This window comes from Cetobacterium somerae (assembly GCF_022430525.1).
In the GTDB taxonomy this organism is placed as follows: Bacteria; Fusobacteriota; Fusobacteriia; order Fusobacteriales; family Fusobacteriaceae; genus Cetobacterium_A.
On record NZ_CP092521.1, the window covers coordinates 121,047 to 140,812 of the forward strand.

Annotated in this window: 17 protein-coding genes and 2 riboswitches; of the genes, 14 read left to right on the top strand and 3 right to left on the bottom strand. The window is 27.6% G+C overall.

The window, feature by feature from the left end:
- Window positions 1-5 precede the first annotated feature (5 nt).
- Window positions 6-704, top strand: coding sequence for a Crp/Fnr family transcriptional regulator (locus tag MKD34_RS12970; RefSeq protein WP_240221688.1), 699 nt, complete (start codon window positions 6-8; stop codon window positions 702-704).
- A 208-nt stretch (window positions 705-912) separates the two neighbouring features.
- Here the strand turns inward: MKD34_RS12970 and MKD34_RS12975 are convergent, their stop codons facing one another.
- Complete coding sequence (locus tag MKD34_RS12975; protein ID WP_240221689.1) at window positions 913-1,314, bottom strand: gamma-glutamylcyclotransferase family protein; 402 nt, start codon at window positions 1,312-1,314, stop codon at window positions 913-915.
- 161 nt (window positions 1,315-1,475) lie between these two features.
- Here MKD34_RS12975 and MKD34_RS12980 point away from each other — a divergent pair, with 161 nt between their 5' ends.
- The 4 genes from MKD34_RS12980 (at window position 1,476) to MKD34_RS12995 (ending at window position 9,994) form a co-directional block, all read left to right on the top strand.
- The gene (locus MKD34_RS12980) at window positions 1,476-1,823 is read left to right on the top strand and encodes a hypothetical protein (RefSeq protein ID WP_240221691.1); all 348 of its coding nucleotides are present in this window, start codon (window positions 1,476-1,478) and stop codon (window positions 1,821-1,823) included.
- A gap of 42 nt (window positions 1,824-1,865) precedes the next feature.
- On the top strand, window positions 1,866-2,075 hold the full coding sequence (locus MKD34_RS12985; RefSeq protein ID WP_240221693.1) for a hypothetical protein: 210 nt from the start codon (window positions 1,866-1,868) through the stop codon (window positions 2,073-2,075).
- A 114-nt stretch (window positions 2,076-2,189) separates the two neighbouring features.
- Window positions 2,190-2,265, top strand: a riboswitch (cyclic di-GMP riboswitch).
- Window positions 2,266-2,356: 91 nt separating this feature from the next.
- On the top strand, window positions 2,357-9,292 hold the full coding sequence (locus MKD34_RS12990; protein WP_240221695.1) for a hypothetical protein: 6,936 nt from the start codon (window positions 2,357-2,359) through the stop codon (window positions 9,290-9,292).
- Between the two features lie 60 nt (window positions 9,293-9,352).
- Window positions 9,353-9,994, top strand: a complete 642-nt coding sequence (locus MKD34_RS12995; RefSeq protein WP_240221697.1) for a CatA-like O-acetyltransferase — start codon at window positions 9,353-9,355, stop codon at window positions 9,992-9,994.
- Window positions 9,995-10,051: 57 nt separating this feature from the next.
- On the opposite strand, the gene MKD34_RS13000 is transcribed toward MKD34_RS12995, so the two are convergent.
- Window positions 10,052-10,456, bottom strand: a complete 405-nt coding sequence (locus tag MKD34_RS13000) for a PhnA protein (protein WP_240221699.1) — start codon at window positions 10,454-10,456, stop codon at window positions 10,052-10,054.
- Between the two features lie 104 nt (window positions 10,457-10,560).
- Window positions 10,561-11,889: an MATE family efflux transporter gene (locus MKD34_RS13005; protein WP_240221701.1), complete on the bottom strand. Its 1,329-nt coding sequence runs from the start codon at window positions 11,887-11,889 to the stop codon at window positions 10,561-10,563.
- Between the two features lie 73 nt (window positions 11,890-11,962).
- On the opposite strand from MKD34_RS13005, the gene MKD34_RS13010 reads away from it, so the two are divergent.
- The 9 genes from MKD34_RS13010 (at window position 11,963) to MKD34_RS13050 (ending at window position 19,755) form a co-directional block, all read left to right on the top strand.
- Entirely contained in the window at window positions 11,963-12,742 is a 780-nt protein-coding gene (locus MKD34_RS13010; protein ID WP_240221703.1) for a MerR family transcriptional regulator, read from the top strand.
- Between the two features lie 261 nt (window positions 12,743-13,003).
- The gene (locus MKD34_RS13015) at window positions 13,004-14,032 is read left to right on the top strand and encodes a C4-dicarboxylate TRAP transporter substrate-binding protein (RefSeq protein ID WP_240221705.1); all 1,029 of its coding nucleotides are present in this window, start codon (window positions 13,004-13,006) and stop codon (window positions 14,030-14,032) included.
- A 23-nt stretch (window positions 14,033-14,055) separates the two neighbouring features.
- Window positions 14,056-14,595 (top strand): TRAP transporter small permease, encoded by a 540-nt coding sequence (locus tag MKD34_RS13020; RefSeq protein WP_240221707.1) that lies wholly within the window; start codon window positions 14,056-14,058, stop codon window positions 14,593-14,595.
- Window positions 14,595-15,881 carry a TRAP transporter large permease gene (locus MKD34_RS13025; protein WP_023052456.1) on the top strand — a complete coding sequence of 429 codons (1,287 nt, stop codon included), beginning with the start codon at window positions 14,595-14,597 and terminating at the stop codon, window positions 15,879-15,881. The genes MKD34_RS13020 and MKD34_RS13025 overlap by 1 nt, the downstream gene beginning before the upstream one ends.
- 44 nt (window positions 15,882-15,925) lie before the next feature.
- A complete protein-coding gene (glpQ, locus tag MKD34_RS13030) occupies window positions 15,926-16,963 on the top strand; it encodes a glycerophosphodiester phosphodiesterase (protein ID WP_407933872.1) in 1,038 nt (345 codons plus the stop codon).
- 20 nt (window positions 16,964-16,983) lie between these two features.
- Window positions 16,984-17,502, top strand: coding sequence for an MgtC/SapB family protein (locus tag MKD34_RS13035; RefSeq protein WP_240221711.1), 519 nt, complete (start codon window positions 16,984-16,986; stop codon window positions 17,500-17,502).
- The gene (locus tag MKD34_RS13040) at window positions 17,499-18,275 is read left to right on the top strand and encodes an HAD-IIA family hydrolase (protein WP_240221713.1); all 777 of its coding nucleotides are present in this window, start codon (window positions 17,499-17,501) and stop codon (window positions 18,273-18,275) included. Before MKD34_RS13035 ends, MKD34_RS13040 begins: the two co-directional genes overlap by 4 nt.
- Before the next feature lie 63 nt (window positions 18,276-18,338).
- Window positions 18,339-18,510, top strand: a riboswitch (cobalamin riboswitch).
- Between the two features lie 94 nt (window positions 18,511-18,604).
- Entirely contained in the window at window positions 18,605-19,009 is a 405-nt protein-coding gene (locus MKD34_RS13045) for a hypothetical protein (RefSeq protein ID WP_240221715.1), read from the top strand.
- Window positions 19,010-19,134: 125 nt separating this feature from the next.
- On the top strand, window positions 19,135-19,755 hold the full coding sequence (locus tag MKD34_RS13050; protein WP_240221717.1) for a sugar O-acetyltransferase: 621 nt from the start codon (window positions 19,135-19,137) through the stop codon (window positions 19,753-19,755).
- Window positions 19,756-19,766: the final 11 nt, after the last annotated feature.

Here is a 19,766-nt window from a genome sequence, read left to right on the forward strand (position 1 = left end):
AATATATGACATTTTTAGAGTATAGAAAAAATTTAATAAAAGATATTTTAAAATTTAATCCACAAAGAAAAGAGTATAGAAAAGGAGAAATTTTGACAGACATTAGTTTTTCTAATGAAAAAATTTTGATTATAGATAAAGGATTGATTAGATATTATCAAAATTTTTGTGAAGAAAAAGAATTTTTATTAGGATGTTATTCAAAGGAGAATATAATTATTTTAAATAGAATAAGTGATTTTTTAGATGGAGACAAGTATTTAGAAAACTTTTATATAGAAGTCTGTGAGGACACAATATGTTATATTATAGATAAAAAATTTTTAAAAAATTTATATAGTCAGGATATAGATTTGCATGAGAAAATTTTAGAATATACTTCTATTTTTTATCAAAAGTTATTTTTTCAAATAAGAGATATTAAATTATTTACTATGGAGAATGCAGTATTGTCATTATTGATTAGAGCATACAGAACTTATGGTAATAATAATGAGAATAGTTTTATTAATCATAAGATTTTAAATAAAAATATTGCAAAATCTTTAAATTCAACAGAGGAAACAGTTTCAAGAATAATTACAAAATTAAAAAAAGAGGGTTTTCTATCTATTAAAAATAAACATTTTTTTCTTGAAAATTTAGAAGAGATTGAGGAGAGATTAGGATGTAAATATTGTAGAAAAAGTATTTGCTATTTCTAATAAAAAAAATAAAGAAAAAGATTCTAGTGAAAGAAATCTTTAATTAATAAAAAGGAAATTCTGAATTTAGAACGAATGATAGAGCATACCTTATTAAGTATTAAATTCGTTTCAAATCGAGTAAACAAACCCTTGTTTATTTGAAAGTTGTTAATTTTTATTCTAGAGAATAAAAAAAGAACTAGATTTTTCTAGTTCTTTTTTTATCTTAATTTTTATATTTTTTCCAATCTCCTGAAGCAATAGGAATTAAATTATTATACGAAAATTTCGGATTAGTTGTATTATAAACATAAACATCTAAAATTTCTATTTCACCAGTTTCTAAATTCTTAATCTCTTTTTTTATTTTATTATATTCATTATTAGGATTATTTTCACCAAAATAATTTTCCATATTATCAATAGCTTTTAAATCACAATTTTCAACGGTTATAATTTCTCCAATTACAATTCCATCTTCTTCTAATAGAGCAGGATATTCTTGATCCTTAATAGCATATAGTTTACCTATAACTTCACCTAGTTCAATTTTTTTAGCTGCACCATTTATATACTTATTGAAATTAAAAAATCCCTCTCTTAAGCTTCCATAAACAAAAATTTTCATAGTTATCCTCCTTATTAATAAAAATATTTATCCTTAAATGGTAGCACAGAATGGAAGGTTTGTCTAAAAAATATTTTTTGACATAAATCTGTAATAATTTTTTATTAAGATATATTTAAGAAAAAATTACTTAGAGAATTTAATTGAAGGAGAATTAAGAGATGAAGAGAATTTTATTAATAGGGATTTTAATTTTTAAAGGATTAGCTTTTGCTAATGAACAAGATATAAATTTTGATGAATTAAAGCAAAATTTAAAAATAGAACAACAAATAATTTTTGATGAAATTTTTGATTTAAATGAAAAATTAATAGATAGCTATAAAGTGGAATTAAAATATTTGAGTACTTCTGATTTTAGTTATAATGAAAAGGTAAAATTTTTAGAATTGAAAATTAAGGAGTTAGAAAAGGATAAAGATTCTGAAATTCAAAAGCTAAAAAAAGATTTAATTAAAAATCCAAAAAGATATAAAATTGGTAGTGAAGGAACTTCTTCCTTAATTTAGTATAAATCTTTGAATATAATTATTTTAAGAGGAGATGATAATATGAAAATTATAAGTGAAGTAGATATTATGGGTAGATGGGAAATTGCTATTGAAACAAATAATGAGCGAGAGCAAGATATTATAAAAGAGAAAATTGATGAGATTGGAGCAGAATTTATGGAGTCAGGTGTTTCTGAGATTATAGTTTATGCTACTGGTGCTCAAAAAATCAAGTTAATTAGCTTTGTTTCAAATAATGAAAAAATATAAAATTTAAAAGACTGAGAAATCAGTCTTTTTTTAATTACTTTGTTATTATTTTTTTAAAAGAGGTTGTTTATTGAAAGAAAAAGGTGTAATATATAATAATATAAAGACAATATTTACAAAAATTAGCAAACTACGGGAAACTATAGGACGCAAAGCTAAAGGGCCTTCAAAATGGCAGCCAGTTGCACTTATTCACTTGTTTAAAAGTGGATAAGTGCATTTTTTTTTGAATATAAAATTACAATAAATATATATAATAAAAAACGGTTGGGAGGAAAACAATGAACAAATTTTTAGAGGAGAGAACTTTAAAACGATACTTAAAAAGAAGAGTAACTTTTACACTTTCACTACTTGTTAATTTTTTGATAACAGGTGGCATTTATGCCCAAGAAGAACCTTTAATTAAAGATGAAGAGAAGGTTTTAGAGGAAATGTTTTATAAAAAAAGTGATGAACGAAAAACACAAATATTTTTTGTGGGAGATCATAATCATACAAATGGTAGCAAAGATGGAGATAAGTCAGCTTTTGGAGATTTTTTTGTAAAAGAGGAGCAAATTAATGATAAACCAGCTGAAAAGATTCCAGATAAGAAACCAGAAGAAAACAAACCAGACAATGGATTTGTAGACAATATTATAAAAAATCATGATTTGGAAATTATGGATTCATTTATTACAGAGTTAAGTTTAAAAGATTTTGATATAAATAGTAAGCTACCAAATATTTCAACAAAAGAGCATTTAGACAATAGAAATATAAATAATATAAAAAATGAAAATTTATCGTTAAAAAAAATAGAAAAACCAGATTCATTCGAAATAACTCAGATAAATAATCCTGAACCACCTAAGATAGAGGAAATATCTATTCCAAATATAATAATCCCAGATATGAAAACTTATTCATCTGTTAATGCAGATGAACCATGGTTTTGGGAAGCAATAAGTCAAGGTTCGTATAAGAAGGGGCACAATGCAACTATTTCTGAAGTTATAATGGAATCTGGAAATTGGGATATAAATATAGCCGGGAGTTCAGCTTTAGATGGGTGGAGTGGAGAGATAGTAAATTATACTGCAAAATATGCTTCTCCATATCCAAAATATGCTATAACTAATAGAACTTACCAAACAAATGGAATTATAGGGGAAGGGAATGCAGGAATATATAGAGTAATTGGGTCTCCATATAGTTCTTTTGAAAAAGAAACAAAAGTGAATATAGATGCTAAAAATAGAGTTAAAGATTCACAAGGAGAATATGTGTTGAGACAATTTATTCATTATGATCCTCATGGAGATAAAGCTCAAAAATTGGAAGATATAAAAGAGTTAACAGCTGAAGAGAGAAATGAAGTGCAATCTTTATATGATAACTATGGGTTATATGGAAAAAGTGAGAATGCAGTATCCATGATTTTATCACTAAAAGGAGATATAAAATTAGTTGGAAATTCCATTAATATAGTAGGGCTTCAAGGGCATACTAAAAGAACGGAATCTTTAAATCCTTATTTATTAAATAGTGGGAATATATCAGTGGAGGGAAATAGTAATGTAATATTTGCATATACTGAAGCTACAGAATTTTATGGAGAGAAAAGAGATTATTTTACAACTAATTATGGAGATGGAAATATTACAATAAAAGATGGAACACAAAATTTTATCATGTTATTTAATAAAGATTATGCGAATAATCAGGAAGATTCTCATAACTTTAAAAACTCTGGAAAAATAAGTATTTTAGATGGAATACAAAATATAGGAATTTATGTAAAAAAAGAGATTAATAATGGAACAATAGATTTACAAACCCCAATTACAATTTTAGGTGGAACACAAAATATAGGATTTGTACATAAATTAGAAAGTGAGCATCCTGATAGAAATTTATTAAATGAGAAATCAAATATAAATTTAGAGATTTTGGGTGGAACAAATAACGTTGCGATAGTAAATGAAAATACTCAAAAATATGGAACTCATAAGATTAAGATTGAAAATTCTGAAAACTCTATCGGAGTAGTTTCTTCAAATGGAGAGTTAAATTTAAACACAGGAGTTCTATCAATAACAGGAGATAATAAAGAAGCTATTGGACTTTTAACAAGTGGAGGAAATATCAAATCAAATGGTGATATTGTAGTTGAAAATGGTTTAGAAAATAAAGTAGCAATAGCTAGAGATGGAAATACTATAGATTTACTTGGAAAAATTAATGTGAACACGAGAGATTCAAAAATATTTTATTCAGAAGGAGAGAATTCATCTATAATTATAAATGTGGATAATTTGGATGTAAACTTAACAGGTGAAAGTATAGGAGCATTTGCGAATAAAGGTGACATAACAATTTTATCAAGTACTAAATCAAAATTGAAAGATACTATTTCTAATTCATCTATAACAATAGATAATTCAAAAGAGGCTATAAGTAAAGGTGTAGGTCTTTATGCTGAAAATGGAGGAAAAATTCACGGGAAAAATTTGAATTTAAAAGTTATAAATGGTCAGGCAGGAGTTGCTTCAGTTGGAGTTGATTCTACAATTGACCTAGAGGGAGCAACAATTGATTATAGTGGAAATGGTTATGCAGTTTATACAAATGGAGGAGATGTAAATCTACAAAATGGAACAATTATTTTAAGAGGAAGAGGAGTTGGAGTAGAAGCGGATTTAGAGTCAAAATCAACTTTAGTTAATCTTTCAGGTGGAAAAATAGTTGTAACTTCAAATGATGCAGTGGCAACTAAACTAGTTAATACAAACAGTGATTTATATGTATCAAAATTAAAGTCAGGAATAGAAGGAATTTTAAATGTAGTATCTATTGAAGGTGGCATTGGAGTAGATGGAAAAATTTGTAACTCATTTAAAATTGCTGCAATTGATGGAGGAAATTTAAATATAGATACAGATATAGAAAAAAATTCAAATCAACCAGACGAAATAGGAGATTTCTATTATAAAAGATTTTTAGGACAACACTTAAAGTTAAATTTAGAAGCTGGAAAAAAAGTAGTTGCAAATGTATTAACCACTGATGCTGATAAATATTATAGTGGACAAGTATCTGGTCTAGAAAATAGTTCGAGCAAACTTGCGAAAAGTAATGATGAAACGCAAATAAATTTAGGAGCAAATTCGATAGTTGATGTTGACAGAATAGATTCTGGAAATGGTGCTATTGGAGCGTATATTGATTTTGGAAAAATTTCTCTTGCAAAAGGTTCAAAAATAATAGTTGAAAAAGGAGATAATATTATTAACTCTGGTGGTATTGGGTTATATGCAGTAAATGGAAGTTCAGTAGTTTCTAATGGGAATTTTGAAATATACGGTAATGATGCTACGGGAATATATAGTTTAACAAATAGAGTGGCGTCAACTGGAAAAGTTATTGAAAATGAATTTGGCTCTCAAGCTATTGGTCAAGGAATGGTTACAGTTATAAACAATGGAAAAATTAATACTTTTGGTGATAATAGTGCTGGAATTTTTGTAGAAAATAATGGGTCGAATAAAGATAATAGTTTAGCCAAGGTATATAATAATGGAATTATAAATTTATTAGGAGAGTCTAGTATAGGAATTTATGGATCAAATGCTACAATTACGAATGAAAATGAAATTTTATCAGGAAACCAAGGAATAGGAATATACGGAAAAGATGGAAGTATTATTGAAAAAGTTGGAGTTATAAAAGTTGGAGATGGAGGAACAGCTCTTGCTTTAGATGAAACATCGAATTTAGATAAGAGCATAACTGAGTTATCATTTACTGGTATAAATTCAGAAGTTCAAGAAAGAAAATTTGGATTATTTTTACAAGGAGAAACACCAAATTCAGCTAAAGAGATTAATTTTAAATTAAATGGAGATAGTTTTGAAAATGGAGTTCTTTTAGTAGCAAATAATATAATTCTTCAGAATAAAGGAGAATTAAAACCTGGTGAATCAGGAATGGGAATTTATGGAAACGAAGATATTTTTAATACAGGGACTATAACATTATCATCAAATTCTCAAGTAGGGATAGTAGGAGTTGGAAAAGACAATAAAATTTTCAATACAGGAACTATAAATCTATTAGGAAATAATGGTATTGGAGTAATTGCATCAAATGGAGCAAATTCTGTAGTTAATGACAATATTAAAATAGGAGGAATGAAAAATATAGGATATGTTGCAGAGTTAGGTGGAAAGATAACCATTGAAGATATAGTTAATTTTAAAAGTGAAAACTCTCTTGGAAATATATTTGTTTATGGAAATGGAGATGGAAATATAGAGGTAAACTCTAATTTTAATGTTAATGGTATAGCAAATGTTAAAAATGGGAATGCTATAGGAGTATACTTAAATGGAAAAAATTCTAAAAATAATTTGGTTTTCAATGAAAATGCTAGTTTAAATGTTAAAAATGGTGGGATAGGTATTTATAATATTGAAAATAATATTATTTCTTTAAATGAAGTTAACTCTTCAGAAAAAGGAAGTGTGGGAATTTACACAACTGGAGATTTGGCATTAAATGGAAAATTTAACATAGAAAACGGTGCTCATGGAATTTATAGTAGCAGTGGGAAATTAGATTTACTAAATTCAAATATTTATATGAATGGAAGTGGAGAAGGATCTGTTGGAACTATTTTAGATAGAGGAGCATCCTTAGTAAATGGAACTGTAGATTATGAAAATACAGGTAACGGTTTAAACTTAGCTTTAGCGTACATGAGAACAGGAGATCAAATTATTAAAAATGAGGTTGATATTAATTTATTGGGTAAAAATTCGATAGGGTTAGCTATAACTCAAGGATCAAATGTAAAAAATAAAGGAAATATTTTAGTTAATAATAATATGGGACTATATGTATCTGAAGCTGGAAAAAATAATTTAACAAACATAGGAGAGATTTTAGTAGATGGAGGTGTTGGTGCTTTTATAGAAGGAGCTAATAGTAGTTTTGATAATAATAGTGGAACTATAAAAGTTAAATCTACAAAAGATTTAGGGCTAGGAGTTTATTTAAAAAACAGCTCGGAAAAATCTATCAAACTTGGAAATATGGAAGTAGAAGCAGGAAGTGTTAAAGTTTGTGCTGAAAATTCAGTTGTAGATTTTGATTTAACTGGAAAAGAATCAAATATTATAAATTTAATTGCAAAGGAGAACTCTAGAATAAAAAATAATATCTCAGTAGGAAAAGATTCTGTGGGAGTTTATTTAGTGGATAACACAAATAGTTTTGAAAATACAAATATTTCTGTTGAAAAAAGTGATGGGATATCATCTATTGGAATCTATTTAAAAGATGGGGTAGATTATAATATAGATGGAGTAAACATAGAAAATAATGGTGGAATAGGTATTTATGGAAAAAATAGCAGTATAGTTTATGGTTCAAAATCTCAAATAGTATTAAATGGAGATAAAGGAGTAGGAATAGGGATTAAGGAATCTGGAACTGGAATAAATAAAGGGAAAATATTTGTAAGTGGAGAATCAGTAGCTTTGTTAGGAAAAGGGCCAGATGTTAAAGTAATAAATGAAGGAGATATTATTATATCTAAAAATGGAGTTGGAATTTCAGCTAGAGATGGAGCTATAGGAATTAATAAAGGAAACATAAAAGTTATAGATGGAGTTGCAATGTTTACAGATAAAACTTCCACTGTTAAAAACTATGGAAACATTGAAATCAAAAATGGATATGGAATGGTTGGAGATGGAAAGATAGTAAATAGTGGGAATATAAAGGTTACTGGAAAAGGAAAAGAAATTTATTTAACGGATAGCTATATTTCTAACGGTGGGAAATTCTCAGCAGATAGAGATATTATTTTAGATGGAACAGTTATAGATATAACAAAAGAAAACTTAGCTTTTGATGTTAAGTCAATTTCAGGAAAAATGAAAGCTTCTTCGAACTTTGCTCTTACAGGGAATGGTGTAGATTACAAAGTAAGCGAGTTTATGAAAAATATTATCGGAGTAGAACCAGCAAGTGATATTAAAGTAGAAACTTCACCACTATTTAAAAGTAAGATTGATGAAACAGGAAATCTTTTAATAAAAAAAGTTGCTTATAAAGATGTTGTAAGTGGTAATGAGTTTGATTCTTTAGGTGAAGGGTTAGATAGCGTACTAGGTCAAAATAACAATCAAAAAGATATAGAAACTTTAAAAAATCTAAATGTTTATTTAGATTCGCTTTCAGATATAAAATTTGAGAAAGAAACTGAAAGATCTCTAAAAGAGATAAGAGGAGATATCTATAGTAATATTCAAGATAGAATTAACGATATTGAAAATGCTTTTAATCTATCTTTTGATGAGATGAATAGTTCGTATAACAAAACAAAGGATACAGATAAATATAGTGTTATATATTCAGGAGGATATTTTAAAGATAGTGATATAAACTCAAACTATGATTATGATATAAAAGGGTTGATGTATATGAGGGATATTGATGGAGAAGTTTATGGTGAAAAACATGGATATTCTTTAGGATTTGCAGTATCTGATTTTGATTTTGAAAACAGCTCTTCAAAGGAGAAAGTTTATAGTTTAAAATCAGGGCTACACAATGTAAAACCATTTATGAATAATAAAGTTTCATTGTTGACAACATTTGATATTACATACAACAGACATAAATCTGAAAGAGAGATGTTATTGGATAGAAAATATAAAAATGTTGGAAGAATAAACTCTTATAAAGTGGATTTTGAAAATAAACTTTCTAAAACTATTTATCGTGATTTAGAATCAGAGTTCTCAATCTATACTGCTTTAGATTTTGGATATGAAAAAATAGGAGCGTTTAATGAAAGTGGAACTTTAGCACTGAGAGTCCATGACAATGATTTCTTTAGTACAAAAGGTAAAGTTGGACTAAGAGGATATAAAAGATTTTATGTAGGAAACGGAATTGCTTTAAAACCTTTAAGTACTATTGAATATTCATATGAGTTTGGAAATGTATACTCAGCTAATGAGGCAAAATTAAGAGATAGCAGCATGAACTATTATGATCTACCTTGCCCAGCAAAAGAAAAGGGTGTTATCAAAGCAAGTTTAGGATTAGCTTTGGAAAAAGTGGATCATATGGGAGTTACAGTTCAAGTTGAATTTGAAAATAATGAAAATAGGCATGAGGATGAGGTAAACTATAGTTTAAGATTTAATTATAAATTCTAGCAATTTTAAAATGATGGTGTATAATATTACTAAGAATTAGTAATATTAAGGAGAAGCTAGATGTTTTTTAAAGAGATTGATATTGAAAATTGGAGAAGAAAAGAGTACTATAAACACTTTTCAAGGGACGTTCCATGTACAGTGAGTTTAACAACAAAGATAGATATAACCAACATAAAAAGATTAAATTTAAAAGTTTACCCAGCTTTAATTTTTGCATTAACTAAAACTGTCAATGAGTTTGAGGAGTTTAGAATAAATAAAAATTCCAATGGAGTTTTAGGAGTTTACGAAACTTTATATCCTTGTTATGCTTATTTGAAAGAGGGGAATGATCTGTTTACCAATCTTTGGAGTAACTCTATAAAATCTTACTCGGAATTTTATGAGAGCTATATTTTTGATACAACTAAATATGGAGATAGTATAAAAATGGTTGGAAAGGAAAATATTCCTGAAAATAGTTTTCCGATTTCTATGATTCCTTGGAATAGTTTTGATGGATTTAATTTGAATTTAAAAAATGGGTATGACTACTATCTTCCAATCTTTACCTTTGGAAAATTTATTTTGGAAGATAAAAAATATTTGATACCGTTAGCCATTCAAGTACATCACGCAGTTTGCGATGGATTTCATCTTTGCAGATTTATAGATAGAGTTCAAGAGATTATCAATGATGAAAAAACTTTTTTAGATTAAAAAAACTATATGAAAAGAGGACCTTATTATGGGTCCTCTCTTTATATTAAAAGATATTTACTCTAATTCTATAGTTTGGATTAACTCCTCAGTTGCCTCATCAATATAAAGATCATCTAAGATAACTTCGGCCCATGAATATTTTTTTGACATCTCTTTTAGTAAAACAATAGACAGAGCTCTCACCATATCAACTTCGCTCCACATAGAATTACTTAAAAATCTAAAATCATTCTCTTTAGCTTTCCTTATTCTCTCTAACTTATCTCTGCACTCATCACAGATAAAGATACATCTTTCTACTTCTGGCTCCTCTTTAACTGGAGGAACTTCGAAAATACTTAAGCTTACACCTGTAGCTTCGCAAAGCTCACATTTTGACTTAGCTCTTCTTGTTAGTTCTTTTCCAAAACTATTTACTTTGTTTTTTCTTTCCATATGCTGGTCATAACCTTTTGCCATTTTATTTCTCCTTCATTTCTATTCTATAGATTGATGGTAACATAATTCAAAAAAAAATCCAATCAATTTATGATTGGATTAAAAATTTTAAATTTAATTTAATATTATTCATTCTTAGGTGCAGATTTTATAAAATAATTTGCTAATATTGATCCAAAGTTTTTATTAAACAAAAGATTCCAAGTTATAAAGCAAAGAGTTTCAGAAAATAAAGGACTTAACCAAACTCCAGTTAATCCCCAAAAATGGCTTCCTATAAAGATTGTTATTGGAAAAAATATAATTGATCTTAAAAAAGATATAATATTTGAGTTTTTAGGGGTATTTATAGCTTGATAATATCCAGATTGAATAACGTTGAATCCTATGATAAAGAATGAAAGATTAAAAAGAGTAAGACCATTATAAGTTTCATTTAAAATACTTCCGTCCTTAGTAAATAAGCCAACAATATCATATCCATAAAAATATGAAATAATAAAATAAATAAAGTTAATAATTATAGAAGATACAATTGTAAATTTATAAAATTTAAAAACATTTTCATAGTTCTTAGCTCCATGATTGAAGCTAAATAATGGCTGAACTCCAAAAGAAAGACCAAGTAGAAGCATATAAACTATTGTAGTTAGATAGTTTATTATTCCAAATGAAGCTAGTTGGCTTTCGTTTCCTACTTTTGAAATAGCTATATTCATACAAAATACCATTATTGAAAAAGTAATTTCCATAAAAAAAGATGGAAAACCAAGTGCAATAAATCTTAGTATATTTTCCTTATGAAGTTTAGTTTTACCAAAAGATAAGTGTCCTTTTTTAAGCAAAAAGTGTAGTAGTATAATTAGAACAGTTAAAATCTGTCCAAGCCCTGTAGCTATAGCAGCTCCCTTTATTCCCCATTTAAAAATAAAAATAAATACATAATCTAGAGCAATATTTAAAAAAGCACCAGAAACAGTTGCAATCATGGCAAGCTTTGGATTTCCATCATTTCTTATAAAGCTACTTAAAGATATTCCTAGGATATTTGGAATACAAAACATAACATAATATTTTAGATAAGTATTAGCTTCCTCTAAAACATTTCCATTAGCTCCTAAAAGTATAACTATCTTTTTTGAAAAAACAACAAATATGAAACTCATAAAAAAGCTTAAAATTAATAGAACTATAAAAGCTTCTCTAAAGATGTGAACACCTTTTGCTATGTCTTTTTTTCCAAAACTTTCAGAAATAAGAGTTCCACCTCCAACAGCAAACATTGTGGCCATTCCAAAAAAGAAAATTGATACAGGTACTACTAAGTTAACAGCGGCAAGAGCTAAGTTTCCGACACCTTGACCTACAAAGATTCCATCAATAATTACATAAAGTGATGATACAAACATCGCAAATACAGATGGAACAGCATAATTAATAAATTTTTTTAACATTTCACTTCCTCCTTTACTAGAGAATAGTATATACTCTATTGTAACTATAGAGTCAAAAAATTTGGAGGAAAAAATGATATTTTCAATAGGAGAAACATCTAAATTAACAAAAATTTCTATTCAAACCCTTCGTCACTATGATAAAGAGGGACTTTTAAAGCCAATTTATGTTGATGAAGAGACGAAATATAGATATTATTCAATAGATCAATTTTTACAAATAGATTTTATAAAGAGGTGTAAGTCTTTAGGATTTTCTTTAGAAAAAATAAAACAGATTTTATATGAAGGGAATAATTTAGAAAATATTTTAAAGTCAATTGTATTTCAAAAAAATATAATTGAAAAAGAGATTGAAAACTTAAAAAATATAAAATCTAATTTAAATAGATTAGAAAAAACTTTGAGTCATGCAATGAATAGTTTAAATAAACCACCTCAAATGGAAGAGTTAGAATTTTTTATTTTGGGAAGTTCTCAAGGAGAAATAAAAGATAACAATGATATTGAAACACATATAAGAAAAGTATTTAAAAAGATAGATATTTCTTATAATATAAGCGATACTTTTATAATATTAAAGGTGGATGAAAAAAATTATAGTTACTATGAAGAGATTATAGTAGCTTCTAAATCTATTGATAGTGAAGAGATTTATAAAAATAAAGGAGTATCTTTATATGTGGAAGGAGCAGCTTTTAAAAACGAAATATACTTTGAAAAAATAAAAAAATTTGAAAGAGATAAGAAGTTGAAAAAATCTGAAATATTTTATGAAATATATTATATTTCTAAACTAGATAATAAAAACGAAGAATATTCCTTAATAAATATTTTTCATCCTTTTGGCTAACTATAAAAAATAATATTTTCTAATTTTCTATTATTTAAAAAATATATATTGTTTAAATATTGACATTTTTAATTAATATAGTATACTTAGTACTGAAAAAATATAGAAAAAATTTAAATTAGAAAGTGTTGGACAAAAATGTAAAGATTTTTATAAAATAGCAGAGATGAGAGAGAGAGCTATTCAGTAAAAAAGATTTTTATCTTTTTTTGAATAGCTCTTTTTTCATAAAAAACAAAATTTAATTTGGGAGGAAATCAAATGAAAAAGGGTGTTTTAAAAATTTTAATGTTGGTTTTAAGTATTTTTTTAGTGGGATGTGGGGGAGAGAAAGAGAAAACAGATGGAACCCAGCAAGCTAAAGCTCCTCAAAAAAAGGTTATCAAAATGAGCATGAAGTTTGTTGAGGATGAGCAAACAGCAAAAACTTTTCATCAAGTAGCTAATAAAATAAACGATAGATTAAAAGATAATTTAGAGATACAGGTTTTCACAGGTGGACAATTACCAATTGGAAAGGATAGTATGGAGCAAGTTGTTGGTGGAGCAAACTGGATATCTGTAGATGGAATAAACTTTTTAGGAGATTATGTACCTGATTATAATGCAGTGGTTGGACCTATGCTATATAATAATTTTGATGAATACTTAGCTATGACTAAAAGTGATTTGGTTAAAAATTTAAATGCTGAAGCTGAGAAAAAAGGAATAAAAGTTTTATCGTTAGATTATTTATTTGGATTTAGAAGTATGTTAACAGAAAAAGAGATAAAAACTCCAGAAGATTTAAAAGGATTAAAAATTAGAGTTCCAAATAGCCAACTTTATATGTTAACTTTAGAAGCTATGGGAGCAAATCCAACTCCACTTCCATTTACAGAAGTTTATAGTGGAATTCAACAAAAAGTTGTAGATGGATTAGAGGGATCTTTAATGACAATTTATGGAACTAAAATATATGAGGTTAGAAAGCAAGTTTCTTTAACGAATCACCTTTTAGGAGTTTCAGCTGTTACTATTTCAAATAAAGTTTGGAATGAGTTAACTGATGAGCAAAGAAAAGTTATTGAGGAAGAGATTTATAACGGAAGTGTTTATAATACAGATGAAACTGTGAAGTTAGAGAAAGAGTACCAAACTAAATTAGAAGAACTTGGAGTTAAATTTAATGAGGTTGATGCAGTTGCATTTAATAAAGCAATTGAAAATGTATTTAACCAATTTCCAAAATGGACACCAGGAATCTATAATCAAATAATGGATGAATTAAATAAAATTAGAAATAAATAGAATCTGCTAGTTTGGAGGCTTACATGAGTAATGATATTTTAAAAAAAATTAGGGCAATAGAGTTTGAAGCATTACTTGGAAGTATAACAATCAGCATAACTGTAATTCTTGTGATAGTAAATGTATTCCTAAGATATTTCTTAGGAATACAATACTCTTGGATAGAAGAGGTTTCTGTTGGTTGCTTTATATGGACAGTTTATTTAGGAGCAACAGCAAGTTATAGAAAAAGAGGACTTATAGGAGTAGATGCTGTAACAAAAATACTACCTCTAAAAGGGAGACGAATATTAAGAGTTATAACAAATACTCTACTTTTGGTATTATCTGCTTCTATGTTTTATTTAAGTTATAACTATACATCTTCATCTGATAAGATAACTTCAGCTTTAGAAATATCATATGTTTATATAAATAGTTCTTTACCAGTTTCCTTTGGATTAATGACAATCTATTCTATCTATTTTTTTATTTACGATATTATTAATTTTAATAATTTAGAAATAGAAGAACAAGAGGAGCAAGAGGAGTTTGAACAGCAAATAGAGGATGTGATGATGTAATGGAACCATTTATACCAGTTATTATTTTATTTATACTATTTTTCTTAAATATACCTATTGCTTTTGCTCTTATAGGAGCATCACTATATTATTTTATATTCCAGAATAATATAATGTCTGTTAATATGGTTATTCAGCAGTTTGTAACTTCAGTGGAATCATTTCCATATTTGGCAGTTCCATTTTTTATAATGGTTGGATCTGTTATGAACTTTTCAGGAATTAGTTCTAGTTTAATGAAAATGGCAGAAGTTTTAACAGGACATATGGTTGGAGGACTAGCTCAAGTTAATGTAATATTAAGTGCTATGATGGGTGGAATTTCAGGTTCTGCAAATGCTGATGCAGCTATGCAATCTAAAATCTTAGTTCCAGAGATGGTAAAAAGAAATTTCTCAAAACCATTTTCAGCTGCTGTTACGGCTGCATCATCTTCGGTAAGTCCAGTAATACCTCCAGGAACAAATTTGATAATTTATTCATTAATAGCCAACGTTTCAGTAGCTAAAATGTTTTTAGCAGGATATACACCTGGAATTATGATGACAGTTGCTCTTATGTTTGTAGTGCATATAATTTCTAAGAAAAGAGGATATACTTCAACTAGAGATAAAAGAGCTACAATAAAGGAGATTTTGATTCAGATTAAAGATTCTATATGGGCGTTACTAATTCCTTTTGGAATTATTTTAGGAATGCGTATGGGACTTTTTACTCCAACAGAAGCTGGTGGAGTTGCTGTATTATTCTGTTTTGTAGTTGGAGTTTTTGTATATAAAAAATTAAAATGGGAGCATGTGCCTATTATTTTAAAAGATACGGTTTATGGAACAGGTTCTGTTATGCTTCTTATAATAGGAGCAAAAGTTTTTGGATATTATTTAACGCTAGAAAGAATTCCTCAAATGATAACAAATCTATTAGTCGGATTTACAGATAATAGATACATGTTACTTTTTATAGTTAATTTACTTTTACTTTTTGTTGGAATGTTTTTAGAAGGAGGGGCAGCACTTGTAATTCTTGCTCCACTTTTAGTGCCAGCAGCTTTAAAGGTTGGAATAGATCCAATTCAGTTTGGAGTAATATTAATTGTTAATATTATGATTGGAGGAATAACACCACCTTTTGGCTCAATGATGTTTACAACATGTACTATAGTTGGTGTAAAACTCGATGAGTTTGTAAAAGAGGTATTACCATTTATTTTAGCATTGTTAGTAGTTTTAGCTATCTTAACTTATTCGGAGACGATAGCACTATATATACCAAATCTATTAATGTAATCCATGGAGGTCAGATGAACGTAAAAATATTATTAGCACTTAGTATGGTAGGATTATCTTTAGCGACTTTTTCACAAAATGATAAAAAAATTATAATAGCACATAGAGGAGCAAGTGGTTATTTACCAGAACATACACTTGAGTCAAAGGCTTTAGCTTTTGGTCAAGGAGCAGATTATTTAGAACAAGATTTGGCTATGACTAAGGATAATAAAGTAATTGTAATACATGATCATTTTTTAGACCAACTTACAGATGTTGCTAAGCAATATCCAAATAGAGCAAGAAAAGATGGTAGATATTATGTAATGGATTTTACGTTAGCTGAAATAAAAGGTTTAAATATGACTGAAAATTTTAAAGTGGAAAATGGTGAGGAAAAATTAGTTTACGAGGGAAGATTCCCTTTATGGAAATCAACATTTAAAATCCATACTTTAGAAGAAGAATTAGAGTTTATTCAAGGACTAGAAAAAACAACAGGGAAAAGAATTGGAATATATCCAGAAATTAAAGCTCCTTGGTTACATCATCAAGAGGGAAAAGATATAGCTAAAGAAACTTTACAAATTCTAAAAAAGTATGGTTATACAAGTAAGAATGACCCCATTTATTTCCAAGTTTTTGATTTTAATGAGTTAAAAAGAGTTAAAAATGAACTTATGCCAGAGATGGGGATGGATTTAAAATTAGTTCAGTTAGTTGCATATACTGATTGGAATGAAACTATGGAAAAAAATAAAAAAGGTGAGTGGATAAACTATAATTATGATTGGATGTTTACTCCAGAGGGAGTGAAAGAATTATCAAAATATGCTGATGGAATAGGTCCAGCATGGTACATGCTAGTAGATGGAGATAATTCTAAAAAAGGAGATATAAAAGTAACTCCATTAGTAGAATATATTGGAAAAAATGGGTTAGAATTACATCCGTATACAATTAGAAAAGATGCTTTACCAAACTATGTAGATAATATAGATGAGATGTTTGAAATCATATTTAACCAAACTAATTCTACAGGGGTATTTACAGATTTTCCAGATTTAGGAGTTCAGTTTATAGCAAATCAAAATAAATAAATATAAAATGAGGGATAATTATGACTGGGATAGGATTGACAGAGATACTATTTAGATTGACAGTTTCTTCAATATTTGGAGGTTGTATAGGATTAGAAAGAGAGTTAAAAAATAAATCAGCAGGGTTTGTAACCTTAATATTGGTATGTTTAGGAGCTACAACAATTGCTCTTTTACAAGAGGAGCTGTTAATAAGGCAAATAAATTTGATATCTTCCCAACCTAACCTCATAGAAAGTTATAAATTAGATATTACAAGACTATCAGCTCAAGTTGTAACTGGAGTAGGATTTATAGGGGGAGGAGCAATAGTTTATTCAAACGATAAGGTTTCAGGAATAACAACAGCAGCTACTTTATGGATAACAGCAGCAATTGGATTGGCAATTGGATATGGATTTGTATTTTTATCTGTAGCAGCTTTTTTAATTGTTGTTATAACTTTAATAGTAATGAAAATACTAGAAAGAAAAGTTATAACCATGGTAAGAAATAAAAAAGCAACTAAAAGTAATTTAACAAAAGAGGAGCAAAAATGAAAGATTATAAAGGATACTTATTTGATATAGATGGAACAATAGTTTTAGGGGATGTTCTAATACCAGGAGCTAAAGAAAAAATTGAGGAATTACGAAAATGTGGAAAGAAAATAGGGTTTTATACGAATAATTCCTCTAAAAATCCAAAGAGCTATATCGAAAAATTTACAAAACTGGGAATAGAAACTGAATTGAAAGAGATAATAACTGCTGGGGGAGTATTAGCAGATTATTTAAAAAATAGTTGTAAAGATAAAAAAATATTTATGGTGGGGACAAAGGATTATAAAAATTATTGTAAAGATTTAGAGATTCAAATACTTGATGAAAATGATGAGTTTGACTTTTCTGAAATTGATATAGTTGTGGTAACACTTGATTCTGAATTAAGCTATAAAAAGTTAGAGATTGCTTGTAAACTTTTACATAGAAATGTAGAGTATTTAGCAGCAAATGAAGACTTAGTTTATCCTGTAGAGGATGGAGTATTTTTACCAGACTGTAGAGCTATCTGTAATATAATTGAGTTATGTACAAAAAAAATTCCTAAATATTTTGGAAAGCCTAAAAAAGCTATGCTTGATTACGCACTAAGAAATTTAAACTTATTAAAAGATGAAGTAGTAATAGTGGGGGATAGACTATATACTGATATCGCTTCGGGGTATATTAATGGCTGTGACACAATATTAGTTTTAACAGGAGAAGCTAAAAGGGATAGTAAAAGTGTTTATAATCCAACTTATATATTAGATAGTGTAGCTGATATATAAGAGTTATTTTTAATTTTAAGAATTGACAAATAATTCAAAATGCGATATACAATTATTATAAAACTAAATAAAAGTTTTTTAGGTGCTTAGGCATAACAAGGAAGTAGGTGTAAATCCTACACAGCCTCCGCTACTGTAATGAGGATGAAACTATATAGCCACTGGAATAAAATCTGGGAAGGATAGGAGTAAAGTGATTCTAAGTCAGGAGACTTACCTAAAAACTACACAAAAATTGTTAGGAGTGGACAAGTGTGTAAAAAAATCTAAAGGATAATATATCCAATAGATTTTTTGTCTTCTTCTCTACGTTCGAGGGAGTGAGAAAGATGAGTAAAGATTTAAAATGGGATTATAATAAGTTTAGGGAATTTGATAAGTTTATACATACTTTTAAAACTTATCAAGATTTGTCAAAATTTTTAGAAAAAAATTTATCAGCTATGAGAGGAAGGCAGGAATTTTTATGCCATATTGTAAAGATGACACCTCAAGAACAGCTATTGTTATTTTATTTAAAAAAGTATAAAGAAATTAAAAATTTAGAAATTTTTTATAAAGAATATATAAAGTTTTGCCAAGAATATTATTCTTCTTTAAGCAAAAATTTATTTGAAGTTGATCCATGGAAAAGGCAAGCTATTTATCATATAAATAGAAAAAATGTATTTTTAGATAGCTTAAAAAAAGTTGAAAATAGTTTGAAAAGTTTTGAAAAAAAATGTTTTAGTTGAAAAAAATACAAAAAGAGAGATTTATCTCTCTTTTTTTTTATAAAATTTTATAGTATAATCCTGATATATAAAATTTTCAAAAAAAATTAAAAAATTTAAATTAAAAAAATGTGGAGGGAATTAAAATGAAATTTGAAGAGATTAAAGTGAGAATGAATACAAAAAAATTATATTTTTGTGATGATGCAAGCTTAGCAAAAGAGCAAATGGAACAGTTAGATAGATTATTTGATTATAATAACACTCGTCCAAGCGAGCAAAATAAAAAGCAAGAGTTACTTAAAAAGATGTTTGGATCAATTGGGGAAAATTGTTATATAGAAACACCTTTTCATGCTAATTGGGGGGGAAAATTTGTTCATTTTGGAAAAAGTGTTTATGCCAATTTCGGTTTAACTTTAGTTGATGATTGTCCTATACATGTGGGAGATAATGTCTTATTTGCTCCAAATGTAACTTTATGCACAGGGACTCATCCTATTCATCCAGATTTAAGAAGACAACAAGCTCAGTATAATCTTCCAATAACTATAGGAAATAACGTTTGGCTTGGAGCAGGAGTAATTGTATTACCTGGAGTTACTATTGGAGATAATTCAGTTATTGGAGCAGGAAGTATTGTAACTAAAGATATTCCTTCAAATGTTGTAGCTGTAGGAAATCCATGTAAAATTTTAAGACCTATTAATAAAAATGATTTTGAATATTATTATAAAGATATGAAAATTGATATAGCTTGTAAATAAAACCTTTTTTT

What these genes read in the sequence shown, in the direction of transcription:
- MKD34_RS13000 (WP_240221699.1), bottom strand. Translation starts at nt 10,456, where the DNA reads ATGGCAAAAGGTTATGACCAGCATATGGAAAGAAAAAACAAAGTAAAT.
- MKD34_RS12990 (WP_240221695.1), top strand. Translation starts at nt 2,357, where the DNA reads ATGAACAAATTTTTAGAGGAGAGAACTTTAAAACGATACTTAAAAAGA.
- MKD34_RS13025 (WP_023052456.1), top strand. Translation starts at nt 14,595, where the DNA reads ATGGAACCATTTATACCAGTTATTATTTTATTTATACTATTTTTCTTA.
- MKD34_RS12995 (WP_240221697.1), top strand. Translation starts at nt 9,353, where the DNA reads ATGTTTTTTAAAGAGATTGATATTGAAAATTGGAGAAGAAAAGAGTAC.
- MKD34_RS12975 (WP_240221689.1), bottom strand. Translation starts at nt 1,314, where the DNA reads ATGAAAATTTTTGTTTATGGAAGCTTAAGAGAGGGATTTTTTAATTTC.
- MKD34_RS13020 (WP_240221707.1), top strand. Translation starts at nt 14,056, where the DNA reads ATGAGTAATGATATTTTAAAAAAAATTAGGGCAATAGAGTTTGAAGCA.
- MKD34_RS13005 (WP_240221701.1), bottom strand. Translation starts at nt 11,889, where the DNA reads ATGTTAAAAAAATTTATTAATTATGCTGTTCCATCTGTATTTGCGATG.
- MKD34_RS13035 (WP_240221711.1), top strand. Translation starts at nt 16,984, where the DNA reads ATGACTGGGATAGGATTGACAGAGATACTATTTAGATTGACAGTTTCT.
- MKD34_RS13050 (WP_240221717.1), top strand. Translation starts at nt 19,135, where the DNA reads ATGAAATTTGAAGAGATTAAAGTGAGAATGAATACAAAAAAATTATAT.
- MKD34_RS12970 (WP_240221688.1), top strand. Translation starts at nt 6, where the DNA reads ATGACATTTTTAGAGTATAGAAAAAATTTAATAAAAGATATTTTAAAA.
- MKD34_RS13045 (WP_240221715.1), top strand. Translation starts at nt 18,605, where the DNA reads ATGAGTAAAGATTTAAAATGGGATTATAATAAGTTTAGGGAATTTGAT.
- MKD34_RS13040 (WP_240221713.1), top strand. Translation starts at nt 17,499, where the DNA reads ATGAAAGATTATAAAGGATACTTATTTGATATAGATGGAACAATAGTT.
- MKD34_RS13015 (WP_240221705.1), top strand. Translation starts at nt 13,004, where the DNA reads ATGAAAAAGGGTGTTTTAAAAATTTTAATGTTGGTTTTAAGTATTTTT.
- MKD34_RS12980 (WP_240221691.1), top strand. Translation starts at nt 1,476, where the DNA reads ATGAAGAGAATTTTATTAATAGGGATTTTAATTTTTAAAGGATTAGCT.
- MKD34_RS13010 (WP_240221703.1), top strand. Translation starts at nt 11,963, where the DNA reads ATGATATTTTCAATAGGAGAAACATCTAAATTAACAAAAATTTCTATT.
- glpQ (WP_407933872.1), top strand. Translation starts at nt 15,926, where the DNA reads ATGGTAGGATTATCTTTAGCGACTTTTTCACAAAATGATAAAAAAATT.
- MKD34_RS12985 (WP_240221693.1), top strand. Translation starts at nt 1,866, where the DNA reads ATGAAAATTATAAGTGAAGTAGATATTATGGGTAGATGGGAAATTGCT.